Source organism: Plesiocystis pacifica SIR-1 (assembly GCF_000170895.1).
GTDB classification, from domain to species: domain Bacteria; phylum Myxococcota_A; class Polyangia; order Nannocystales; family Nannocystaceae; genus Plesiocystis; species Plesiocystis pacifica.
Map to the genome: position 1 here is coordinate 25,190 of NZ_ABCS01000093.1, position 11,640 is coordinate 36,829.

Genomic DNA, 11,640 nt, shown 5'->3' on the forward strand with positions numbered 1-11,640 from the left:
GCCGTGGGACGCAAGCGCAACCGTAGCCTCGAAGCCCTCCTGGACCGCATCGAAGATCGGCTCGTCGACGCGCCGATCGGTCTGCACCAGGTGGGCGGCCCGGCGCCGGCTGAGGCCGTGGCCGCGCTGCTCGCCAGCGGCGAGGGCATGTCCGAACAGGCCGTGGCCTTGTGGCGGCGCTGGGACGGACTCGATCTCGGCAACGGGGAGGCGCGGATCCTGGCCTGCGCCGAGCTCGAGGCCGCGCAGGCCCGGGCGGACGGCGAGGGGATCTTGCAAGCCGGCGACGTCGTCATCGGGGAGATCGGACGCATCCTCTTGGTGGTCCCGGCCGATCCCTGGGAAGAGGGCGCCGAGGTGGTCATGGTCGAGGACGACGGCGAGCGCTCGCCCTACGCCTCGTCCGTGGCCAAGCTGGCCCTGGCCCTCGTCGCCGAGATGGCGCTGCTCTACGACGACGAGGGCGAGTATCGCGAGGGCCTGTTCGAAGAGCACGGCGCGCTCAACCAGCGGAGCGAGCGGAGGCTGCTGCGGCGGCGCCTCGACTTCGACGAGGACGCGCCCTTTCCCCGCTTTCGCCTCGGCCAGCTGCTGCGCCGCGCCCGGGAGTTCCGCGCCGCGCGGTCGGAGCTGCGCCGGGTGCTGCACTGCGCCCCCAGCTTTGCCTGGGCCCACTGGGAGCTCGGCCGGGCGTGCCTGGCCATGGTCGAGGCCGAAGACGAGGCGGGCTGTCGAGACGCGCGCGAGCGCGAGGGAGTGCGCGGCGAGGCCTCCGAAGCCTTCGCCACGGCGGCCGAGCACGCTGGCGATCCGCACCTGGCCGCGCTGTTCTTGGCCTGGCAAGCGCGCAGCTGCGATCCGAGCGTGGACGCGGGCAAGCTCGGCGAGCAGGCCCGGGTGCGCCTCGCGGCCCAGGTGCTCGAGCGGGATCCGGGCTTTGTCGCCGCGCGGGAGCAGGGCCTGCGCGAGGCCATCGAGCACGAGGATCGCCACCGGGCCCAGGAGCTGCTCGAGCTCGGGCTGAGCGTCGAGCCGCGGCACCTCGGCCTGCTCGGGTTGCGGTCCGCCGTCGAGTCGCTGCCCTGGACCTTCGACGAAGACGACGACGCCTAGTCGGGCGTGTCGCTGTCGCTTTCGGGGGCGGCCTCAGCCTCGGTCGAGGTATCGGCGTCGTCCGGAGAAGCGGCGTCGTCCGGAGCAGCGGCGTCGTCTGGAGCAGCGGCGTCGTCTGGAACAGCGGCGTCTTCGGGTTGCTCTGCGGCTGCATCCGCAGACGCGTCGCCGTCTTCGCCCGGGGTCGGCTCGGGCGCCGGCTCGGGCTCGGGCGCCGGCTCGGGCTCCGGATCAGGTGCGGGCGTGGTGAGGGCGTCCCCAGACACGACCTGCTCGAGGACCACGGGCGGGCCGTCGCGCTCGGCGGTCAACACCAGGACCACGCGCTCGCCCTCGACCAGCTCGGGCTGGGCGAAGGGCAGGCGCTGCTCTGAGGGCTCGGCGCCTTCGGGGGTGTCGGTGAGCGGCAAGCTGGCGAGCTCGCGCCGCTCCCCGCCGCCGGTCTCGACGAGCACGTGCACGGTGGCCCCGCGCCAGGTCGGCGGCAAGGTCAGGGCGACGCCGTCGGCGGACACGCGCGCCTCGGGGAAGGCCGGCCACAGCAGGTCGAGGATCGAGCGGGTGACCTCGACGGCCGCGGGCAGCAAGAGCGCGCTCTGATCGCGGTAGCAGGTCTCGTCGAGGTAGGGGCGCACGCGGCCCTCGAGGTCCAGGTCGAAGGCCGCGAGGGCCCGGCCGGTGGGGCTGAGCAGGTAGCCGCGCTGGGCGGGCCAGGGCGACAAGATGGCCCCGTCGACCTCGACCGGGTCGAGGCCGTGGTCGTCGCCGAGCAGGGCCTGGGCGGCCTCGGAGGCGCTGAGGTTGTCGTCGAGGTAGGCCGGCGCGGGCAGGCTGGTCTCGGACAAGAAGTGCCCGCGGGCGAGGCTGGCGACGCCGGTCGGCCCGAGCAGGTGGCCCGCGAGGGTGGCGCTGATCGGCACCCCGGAGGGGAAGCCACCGGCCGCGCTCGAGCTGTCCTCGCCGGCCTCCGCGGCCGTGGGCGCGCCCGAGAGCAGGGTCGAGGCGGTCGGCAGGGCGCTGCGCCCATACTCGACCCGGGCGAACTCTTGCAGGGGCAGGCCGCGGTCGCCGGGGGCAGGGGACAGGGGCGCGAAGAAGGCGGTCGCGTCTCCGCGGGCGTGGGCCGGGACCGAGAGATCCTGGACGACGTGGAGCAGGGCGCCGACGCCCATGAGCGCGAGGGCGAGGTGGTGCTCGCGCTCGGCCAGGGTGGGGGCGAGGCTCGCCGCGCGCAGGTGCTCGAAGGTCCGCGGGGGCGCGAGCAGGTCGGCGTCGTCCTCGAGCCAGGCCATGGCCGAGGGCGAGCTGCCGTCGAAGTTGGTCCGCGTCGCGACGCCGGCCCGCGGCTCGCCGTTGGACCGGGCCGAGCGGGCGCGGAGCACCGTCGCCGACAGCTCCTGGTCCGACCAGCTCGCGGACTCGGGCTGCTGGCGATCGAGGAAGTGGTGGGTGTGGCGCGCGGGCGGGGAGACCTCGGCGACCATGCCCAGGCGCAGCCAGCCGAGGGCCGAGAGCTGCCACAGGTCCCGGTCGACGCAAAACAGCTGGGTGTCCGCGGGGGCGTCGGCGCGCGGGCAGGCCCCGGGACCGCCCAGCGGCGCCGCGCCGACGTCCGCGTGGCCGCGGGCGATGGCCAGCCGAACCAGGCGCAGCTCGTCCTCGTCGAGGCGCTGGGGATCGAGGCGCAAGCTGGTGAACAGGCCGCGCTCGAGCTCGCTCGCGTCCATCCAGCGCAGGTGCATGGTGCTGCGGGTGATCGCGGCCTCGAGCAGACCCTGGTGGGTGGTCGAGGGGTCCCAGGCCTGGGCTGTGTTCGCGGGGGCGAGGCCGAGGGCGGCCCCGCTCACGCCGAGGGTGAGCGCGAGGCTCACGGCGAGGGGCCGACGGCGGCGGCGGAGTCGATGCGTCATGGCGTGGGCTCCTCGTCGGTTTCGCTCGCGTCCGCTTCCGGTTCCGAGTCCGAGTCGGTCGCGTGCGCGTCGCTGCTTTCGGCGGGGTCGGTCTCCGCCTCGATCAGGTTCGCCCGACTCGCCAGGTTCGCCCGACTCGGCATCGGCGGGCTCTCTCTCGCTCGCCTCGGCGACCGCGGGCAGACGCTCGAGCTTGTCGAGGCGCCCGCTGATGTACTTGGCCAGGATGATCGCCGTCTCCACGTCGATGCACTGCGCGGGGCCGCAGCTGACCAGCACGCCGGTCTCGGTCTCGCGGTCGACGAAGCCGACGCCGCGAAATTGCGTGCCGGGCTCCTCGTAGACCCAGGTCTCCGGGGTGACCTCGGCGCTCGGCTCCACGGGCAGGTTGTCCTTGAAGATCTGGACGACGGGATCGAGGCCGCCGGGCGGCTCGTGCCACACGCGGAAGGAGAAGTCGTACTCCTGCTCGAGGCCCTCGGCCCGGTAGAGCACGCCGTGATAGAAGTGGCTGCGCGGGAAGTCGCCGAGGTCCTCGACGACGAACTCGCCGTCAAAGCCGGTGCGCATGGCGACGTCCTCGGGGAGCATGACCTCGGTGGCCTCGAGCCACAGGTCTTCGAGGCTCGACGGGGCCTCGCCGCCCTCTTGGCCGCCGCCTTCGGGCTGGAGGCCCGCGCTCTCGCCCGTGCTCCCGCCGAGGGCCCGGTAGAGATCGAGGTTGGCGTCGCGCTCCTCCCAGCCGGCGACCCGGCGGACCTCCCGGGGCGGCGCGAGGAAGAGCAGGTGGTCGGCGTGGGAGTCCCGCTCGCGCCACTTGTCCATGACGATGCGGTTGTGTCGGCCGGTGAAGTCCCGGCGCGCGCCCCCGAGCATCAGCGACTCGGAGCGGTAGCTGGCGTAGCCGCGCTTGTAGACCACGAGGTGGAAGGACACGAGGCGCACGGTGGTGCCGCGGACCCGCGTCGGCGCTCGCCGGATGCGGTAGCGCCCGGCGGAGTCGGTCTGGACCGACACGGACTCCGAGCCGTGCGGCCCGATGAAGCCGTCGCCCCGATCGTAGGACCACACCCCGACGACGACGGCGTCCTGGATCGGCTCGCCCGTGGTCGAGTCGACGATCTGCCCGTCGAAGGGACCGAGCAAGCTGGTGTCGGTGACCTGCGTCCGGGCGCCCTCGAAGGGGGCAGGGCGCACGATGGGGGCGCAGCCGAGCGAGCCTGGGGCGAGGCCGAGCAGGGCGACCGTGACCGCCCAGGGGGCGAGGCGCGAGGGGTGCTGCGGGCGTGAAGTCATCCGGGGCCGAGAAGGGGGGCTCCGCGGTCTATCCCAGCCTGGGGGGCCTTTCAAGGTCGAGGGCGCGAGCTGGAGGCAGGCCTGGAGCCGGCGTGAGGTGTCCCGAGTCGCCCCGTGTCGCGGGGCCTGGGGTGGGAGCGGGATCTCTCCGCCGCGTCCCAACGCATGGCGGTGACCGGGCTGACGCCGATCCCGGGAGTTTTCCGCCCCTCTTCGCGCGTGTGCGTCGAGGTGTGTCTTTGATTGACGGGCCCGAGACCGACCGATAGTCTGGGCAGACTGGGAACGCGGTCCACGTGGGGCCGCGGGGCCTTCGAGGCCCGCACGCGGAGCCCGGTCTTCATGCCTGACACCACCCCTTGCCCCGCCTGCGGCACCGAGAATCCATCCGACGCAGGCCGGTGTCAGGTCTGTGATTACGATCTGCGCGTGCAGCAGCAAAGTCCGCCCAAGGCGGGCCTTCTCAAGTGTGCGCGCTGCGGATCCCAGGTGACGAGCTCGGCGCCCTTTTGCCAAGTCTGCGGGCTGCGCTTCTCGGAGCGCTTGCCCCGGCCGGCCACGGGCTCGCTCAACGTGCGCGCCATCTTTGGCCCCGACGCCTACGGTGACGACGCGCCCGTTCGCCAGCCCCTGCGCGAACACACCGAGCTCGCGCCGAGCGCGAGGCAAGACAACGGACCAGGCGGCGCGCGGAGCATCGGCGTCGCGCAGCGCTTCGAAGCTCCGGCGGCGCCGATGCGTCGGCGGGCGCCTCGACCTCAACGCACGCCGCTGGGCACCCCCGCTCCGGGGCCCCAGACCGGCGGGGTCCCGACCTCGCGGCCCAACCGCACGGGCCCAAACCCGGTCCAAAAGCCTTCGCCGCCGCCGCCGACGAGCGGCCTGCAGGGCAGCGGCGCCCCGAGCTCGTCCCCAAACCCCGACTCGCAGCCGCGGACCCGCCGGCGCAGCGCTCCGCGTCCCCGGCCCAACTACGCGGGCTTCGACGCGGGCGACTCGGGCACGAGCCCCGCGCTCCCCGTCGGGGGTCTCCAGGAGCCGAGCTACACCTCACCGCCGCCCTCGCCGGGTGACTCCTTTTCGGGCACGCCGCGGCCGCGCGGGCGGCACTCGGCGCACCCCGAGCCCGCGGCCGAGGGTCTCGGAGCCGGACCCTTCAGCACGCACTCGAGCTACTCGGGCCAGGTCGGCACGGACTTCCCCGTGTCCCACGAGAGCCCGAGCCCGAGCTCGGGCCCGAGCGCGGAGGCGCCGGCGTGGGGGCAGCCCCGGGCGCAGGCTCAAAGTCGCCTGGTCCTCGTCGGCCGCGACGGCCTCGAAGGCGAGAGCTTCCCGATCCCCCCCCACGGCGTCGAGATCGGTCGCCAGGGCGGCATCGCCTTCCCCAGCGATCCCTTCGTCTCGCCCCGCCACGCGCACCTGAGCCTGGTCGAGGGCGGCGTGCACCTCACGGATCTGGGCTCGCGCAACGGCGTCTACGTGCGCCTGACCGAGCCCGCGCCGGTCTACCCCGGAGACCTCTTCCTCCTCGGCAACCAGCTCCTGCGCCTCGATCGTCTCGATCAGAGCTGGGCCGAGACGCCCCTCGACAACTACGAGGTCCGCGGCTTTGGCTCGCCGGTCAAGCCGCCCTGGGCGGTGCTCGTGCGGATCTGCGTCGGGGAGATCGTCGACGATCGCTACCACCTGCGCGGCAACGAGATGATCATCGGGCGCGAAGACGGCGAGATCGTGTTCCCCTCGGACGCCTTCTTGAGCCGCCAGCACGCCCGGGTGCGCATGGCCGTCCACGATCAATCCATGACCGTCATGCTCGAAGACCTCGGCTCGGCCAACGGCACCTACCTGCGAACCCGCGGCCCGGCCACCGTGCCCTTCGGCGGGATGTTCCGCGTCGGCGATCAGATCTTCAGGGTGAGGAACGACTAGTGGCCCGCGTCGAGCTGTTTGCCCGAACCGAGATCGGCTGCGTCCGCGAGCGCAACGAGGACGCCTTCATCGTCGCCAACATCACCACCGGCGTCCGCGGCCTGCGGCCGACGACCACGGTCCAGGAGCTGACCGAGAGCATCGGCCTCATCGGCGTGTGCGACGGCATGGGCGGGGCGGCGGCCGGCGATCAGGCCAGCCGCATCGCCGCCGAGACCCTCTACGACAAGCTGATGGCCGCGACCGCCCTCAACGAGGCCAGCAACGTCCAAGAGGCGATGCTCGGCGCCGTGGTCGGGGCGAACCGAGCCATCGCCGAGTACGCGCGCCAGCACCCTGGCAAGCGCGGCATGGGCACGACCATGACCGGCGTGCTCATCTACGGCCACGAGCTGCACATCGTCCACGTCGGCGACTCCCGGGCCTACATCCGCCGCGGGCGGACCCTGACCCAGCTGACCTCGGACCACAGCATCGTCGGCCAGATGGTCGCCACCGGCCAACTCACCGCCGACCAGGCGCGCAGCTACGAGCACCGCAACGTGCTGCTCCAGGCCCTCGGGGTCCAGCCGACGATCCAGCCCGAGCTGGTCGTCGCCAACCCCTGCGCCGGCGACGTGCTGATGGTCTGCAGCGACGGGCTGACCGGGCCCCTCGACGACAACCACATCCTCGAGATCATGCTCAAGCACCACGACCCGGTGCGCTGCTGTCGAGCCCTGACCGAGGCCGCGTGCGCGGCCGGGGGACCCGACAACGTGACCGTCGGGATCGCGCGCTTTTTGGGCGAGGGCTTGCCGATCCCCGATCCCAATCAGGGCGTGCAGGTCCGTCGGGCCTCGCACACCCTGCAGTAGCGCGGGGTCCGTCTGGTTCATGGGCAGCCGGCCGCCCGGGCTTCGCGGGGCCGGAGGCGCCCGCAGTTGACCTCGACGCCGTCTTCGCCCACGCGGGCCAGGCGTTCATCGTCGATGGCCAGGCTGCGATCGCGGACCTCGATGAACGCCTGGACTGCCTCGGCGTAGTGCCCCTCGCGCTCGAGGGCTTGGGCCAAGAGCAGCGCGGCCTTGGTGATGTCGCGGGCGTGGATCGTCATGTCCCCGGCGCCCTTCGAGGCGAAGCTGTGGGCCTGGCGACGGGCCTCGAGGGCGGCCGCGCCTTCGCCAGCGCGCTCGAGGAGCTCGGCGAGCTCCGCGGCGAAGGTCGAGGCCCGGCCAAAGCGATCGATGCGTTCGCACTGCTCGATGGCGGCCGCGAGGCGGGCCCGGGCCTCGGCCTCGCGCCCCGCGGCGAGGGCGAGCTGGGCCTGAGCGTGCTCGAGCTCGCTGATCCCGCTGCGCACGCTGCCTCCGTGCTCGCTGAGCGGATCGTTGGGATCCAAAACGGCGTGGAGGTCGTCGATGGCCTCCTGGTTGATCTGCTCGGCGCGCTCGAGCTCGCCCTGGAGCTCGAGGGCTCGCCCGAGCTCTTCGAGGAACAGGGCCCGCTGGCGGATGGTGAACTCGGGGTGCTCGGGGGTGCCGGCGTGGCGGCGAGCGAGGTCCACGGCGGTCTCGAGGGCGACGATCGCCTCGGCGCGCTCCGCCGGGTCGCGGGTGCTGTCGAAGAGGGCGCCGGCGTAGACCACGTAGGACTCGGCGAGGGCCTTGGGGTCGTCGCCGAGGGTGTCGATGGCGATGGCGAGGGCGCTGCGGTCGCTGGCCAGCATCGCCGGCCGATCGCCGCGGCGCCGATGGATCTGAGCGAGCTGGCGGTAGGCCTCGATGAGCGGCGGCGAACCGGACGCCCGCAGTAGAGGCTGGAGCGCGGGCCCGATCACCTCGACGATGGCGAGGTGCTGATGGAGGGCCTCCGCCGCCAACTCGAAGTCCTGGACCCGGATCGCGGCCCCGGCCAGCTGGGCGAGGGCGAGCGCCGTGCGTGGGTGGTCGCGGCCGACGAGGTCGTGCTCCATGGCGACCCAGGCCCGCGCGTGGTCCAGGGCGTCGTCGCTGGGTCCGATCGCGAGGGCGATCGCGGAGAGCCTTGGGAGGAGTCGAGCGCTGGCGACGTTTTGCCAGCCGTGGGTCGAGCCGTAGGCGTCGAGGGCCGCGAGGTAGAGGTCGCGGGCGCCTTCGAGCTGGCCGCGGGCGTACAGGAGCTCGGCGAGGGTGACGCGGAGCTCGGCCGTGATCGGGTGCAGGGGTCCGTGGCGGGTCTCAGCTCGGGCCTGCGCGGCGTCGAGGGCTCGGGCGAGCTCCGCGTCCTGCTCCTCGTCGACGGGGCGGCGCTCGATCTGGGCCCGAGCGAGGGCGTTCAGCGCGGCGAGTTGCTCGCGAACCGACAGCTTCTGCGCGCGGTCCCGGGCCTCACGGGCAGCTTCGTGGGCGCCAGAGGGGTCTCCGCCGAGCAACAGGGTCGCGCTCAGCTCGACCTGGGCCTCGACGCGCAGCAGCTTCGCTTCGGGGTCTGCCGCGACCGAGGGTGTGCGGGTATCGAGCGCGTGAATCAGGTCTCGGAGCTCGGCGCTGGGACCCTCGTGCTCGCCCAGCCAACGCCGAGCGCGGGCGTGGGTGAGGACTTGGCGGCTCGGGGCGTGCTGGGGACTCGTCGGCGCGACTTCGCTGTCGAGGCAGGTGTCGAGGCGCAGCTGTAGGCGAAACAAGGCTTCGTCGAGGTGCGCCACCCGGGGCGCGAGTTGGTCGAGGGGCGCGTCGGCGAGCAGCGTCGCCTCCACGCTTCGCAGGTGCGCCGCCGCCTCGGCCTGGCACGGGTTCGCGCCGTCTGCCGCTACGAGCTGACGCAGGCGCTGCATCGTCGTGCTCGTGCGCTGGGCGACGAGCTCGGCCCACGGCCCAGCTCGCCGAATGGCCTGGCTCAGCTCGCGGCGGGCCTGATCTCCCGCGTCGACCTGCGCCGGCGGGTCTGCGGGGGGGCGAGGGCTCGCGCAGGCCGAGATGGCGAGGACAACGCCCAGTACAGGCGCGCGCGGGTATCTGGAGCGAAGCCGGGGGGCGCGGGGCATCGCGGCAGTGTCCCACGCTCGACGCGAGAGTCCACGCGCATGCGTCGAGAAGGCTCGCGCACGCTGGGGCCGCAGCCCGAGCGTGGCGAGTTCGAGTCACGCGACTCGGCGTTCGCGCGCTCGCCAGGTCCGCGGCGCGCGACGTTGATGGAGGACCGCCACGATCAACACGCGCTCGGCCTCCACGCGGTAGTACACGGCGTAAGGAAAGCGCCGGACCAGCGCTCGCCGGAGCTCGTCGTCGAGGCTCGCCCACGTTTCGGGGTGGTGGCGAATCCCCTCCAGGGCCTCTTCGAGGGCGTCGACGAAGCGCGCGACCAGCGATGGCGCCTTGGACAAAAACAGCTCGCTGCGTCCTCGATGTCCACGCTCGCCTCTGGGGTGTGCTCGAGGCGTCGCGTCATGGCGCTCACTCCGTCGGCGGTGCGGGGTCCTCGGGGAGCTGCTCTTCGGCCGCGCGCACGGCGAGCTGGAGCCGACGCTCGACCTCGGCGTGGTGGACCGTCGCGTATTCGCTGTCATCCATGCGATCGAGGCGCTGACGGAGTTCGATGTGCACTTCGTCCTCGCTCGGGGCGTCGGGCATGGGGAGCTGGTAGATGAGCGCGGGCGCGGGCGCAGCCGGGACCGCGTCGTGGCAGCTGAAGGGAGCGGAGTTCTTGGGAGTCATGCTCTCGGGCTAGCACGGGCGGGGAGGGGGCCCGCGCACGCCTGGAGACTCAAATCTTCCGCCAGTACGCGTCAAAGCTTCGTGAGCGGACTTTTGGGTGGAGCCTGGCCTGGCCTTGGGCCACCTCGGTCGACCTCGGTTCCACTTCAGCTCGGGCAGGCCTTGGTCTTGGCCCGGGACCGCTCGGGGAGGTGCTCGCACGCCATCGAGATCAGCATCAGCACCTGCGAGCGCAAGCCTGGGTCGGGCGGGTCGAGAGCCTCCAGCCGGTCCCGCGCCTCGATGAGGTAGGGGATGCCCAGCTCGAAGTCGTCGTTGAAGACGTGCGTCCCGCCCAGGTTCAGCGCGAGCAAGACGAGGTTCGTGGCGTAGTCGCGTCGCTCCTGCGGGTCTTTTGAGGGCTCGGCTTCGGCCTCGTGCCGGAGACCGAGCTCGTAGGCGTGGGCGTAGGCCGCGACGTGGCCCGCATGGTTGTCGCGCTCGCGCTCGAGCAGGCCGATCTGCTGGTCGCGGGTGGCGGCGAACATCAAGCGCGCGTGGGCCTCGTCGAGCTCGGCGGCCCGCTCGTAGGCGTCGATGGCTTCGTCGATGGCGTCGGCGCGGACGTGGATCTGCGCGATCCGGGCGTAGAAGCTGGCCACGGCGAGGTCGCTCTCTTCGAGGAGCTCGATGCCCCGGCGGCACTCCTGGATGGCCTTGGGGAGATCGCCCCGGGCGACCTCGATGCGCGCGAGCTTGGTGTGGCCGGCGGCGAGCTTTCGGCTCGTGGCGAGGGCGCGCGCGGCCTCGTCGGCCCAATCGTCGGGATCGAGGCTGAGGAGTCGCGGGCCGTGCTCGGGGTCGTCGGCGTGGGCCTGGACGATGGCCATGGCTTCGCGCTGGGCGGCCTCGGCGTCCGCGAGCAGCGGGGCAGGGTCGGTCGCCGTCTCCTGGGGCGGGTCCTCGCCCTCGGCCTCGACCGTGTCCAAAATTGCGGCGGCCAGGTTCTCGTGGACGATCATCCGGCCGCGCGGGGCGTCGGCGAGCTCGCTGCGCGCGAGCTCGACGCTGGCGCGGTAGTGGGGCAGGGCGTCGAGGTTCAGGCCGAGCCCGATGAAGGCGTGGCCGATGCTCTGGTGCAGCCAGGCGGGGGAGATGCGGAGGTCGATGTCGAGGGCCTCGACCCCGCGCCAGACCGTGAGCAGCTGCTCGGCGGCGCCTTCGAACTCCTGGCGGGCGAGGAGCTCCCGACCGAAGAGCTCGCGGACGTCGAGGCTCCGCGGGTGACCCTCGCCGACGAGCTCGAGCTCCACCGCGAGGGCCTCCTGGATGACCTCGAAGGCGGCGTCGCGGTCGCCACGATCGATGTGGATGTAGAACTGGGAGCGGAGCCCGAAGCCGCTCGAGGCGTTGGCCCAGCCGAGCTTGCGCCGGTAGGTCTCGGTGGCCTCGCGGGTCAGCTCGAGGGCCTCGGCGAGCAGGCGCGCCTGCTCGGCCTCCGCGGCGGTGCCGGCTTGGACTTTGCGGTAGGCGGCGACGTAGAGCCGCGCGTCGCCGGTCTGAGGGTGGTCGGCGCCATAGACCTCGATCTTGGTGCCGAGCACCCAGTCGTGGAGGGCGCGGCCGCGCTCGAGGCGGGCCTGGCGTTGAGCCTCCGCCTCGTCCGCGGGGGCCGGGCCAAACAAGAGGTGCTCGCCGAGGGATTCGGCCGCCTCGAAGCGACCGTGGGCGTAGTCGAG

8 protein-coding genes are annotated in these 11,640 nt (G+C 72.9%); 3 read left to right on the forward strand and 5 right to left on the reverse strand.

Annotated elements, in window-relative coordinates:
• Nucleotides 1-3 precede the first annotated feature (3 nt).
• Nucleotides 4-1,113: a hypothetical protein gene (locus PPSIR1_RS32385; protein WP_006975461.1), complete on the forward strand. Its 1,110-nt coding sequence runs from the start codon at nucleotides 4-6 to the stop codon at nucleotides 1,111-1,113.
• Here the strand turns inward: PPSIR1_RS32385 and PPSIR1_RS32390 are convergent.
• Complete coding sequence (locus PPSIR1_RS32390) at nucleotides 1,110-4,319, reverse strand: carboxypeptidase-like regulatory domain-containing protein (protein ID WP_006975462.1); 3,210 nt, start codon at nucleotides 4,317-4,319, stop codon at nucleotides 1,110-1,112. The genes PPSIR1_RS32385 and PPSIR1_RS32390 overlap by 4 nt on opposite strands.
• Before the next feature lie 342 nt (nucleotides 4,320-4,661).
• Here PPSIR1_RS32390 and PPSIR1_RS44460 point away from each other — a divergent pair, with 342 nt between their 5' ends.
• Entirely contained in the window at nucleotides 4,662-6,248 is a 1,587-nt protein-coding gene (locus tag PPSIR1_RS44460; RefSeq protein ID WP_086001901.1) for an FHA domain-containing protein, read from the forward strand.
• Complete coding sequence (locus PPSIR1_RS32400; RefSeq protein ID WP_006975464.1) at nucleotides 6,248-7,105, forward strand: PP2C family protein-serine/threonine phosphatase; 858 nt, start codon at nucleotides 6,248-6,250, stop codon at nucleotides 7,103-7,105. The genes PPSIR1_RS44460 and PPSIR1_RS32400 overlap by 1 nt, the downstream gene beginning before the upstream one ends.
• 17 nt (nucleotides 7,106-7,122) lie before the next feature.
• Here PPSIR1_RS32400 and PPSIR1_RS32405 read toward each other — a convergent pair whose 3' ends face one another.
• From PPSIR1_RS32405 to PPSIR1_RS32415, 4 genes are all read right to left on the reverse strand, one after another.
• Nucleotides 7,123-9,252: a hypothetical protein gene (locus PPSIR1_RS32405; RefSeq protein WP_157596197.1), complete on the reverse strand. Its 2,130-nt coding sequence runs from the start codon at nucleotides 9,250-9,252 to the stop codon at nucleotides 7,123-7,125.
• Nucleotides 9,253-9,348: 96 nt separating this feature from the next.
• Nucleotides 9,349-9,591, reverse strand: coding sequence for a type II toxin-antitoxin system RelE/ParE family toxin (locus PPSIR1_RS48540; RefSeq protein ID WP_006975466.1), 243 nt, complete (start codon nucleotides 9,589-9,591; stop codon nucleotides 9,349-9,351).
• 70 nt (nucleotides 9,592-9,661) lie between these two features.
• Nucleotides 9,662-9,922, reverse strand: coding sequence for a hypothetical protein (locus tag PPSIR1_RS48545; protein WP_006975467.1), 261 nt, complete (start codon nucleotides 9,920-9,922; stop codon nucleotides 9,662-9,664).
• 146 nt (nucleotides 9,923-10,068) lie between these two features.
• Nucleotides 10,069-11,640: tetratricopeptide repeat protein (locus PPSIR1_RS32415; protein ID WP_006975468.1), on the reverse strand; the 1,572-nt coding region annotated here is incomplete at its 5' end.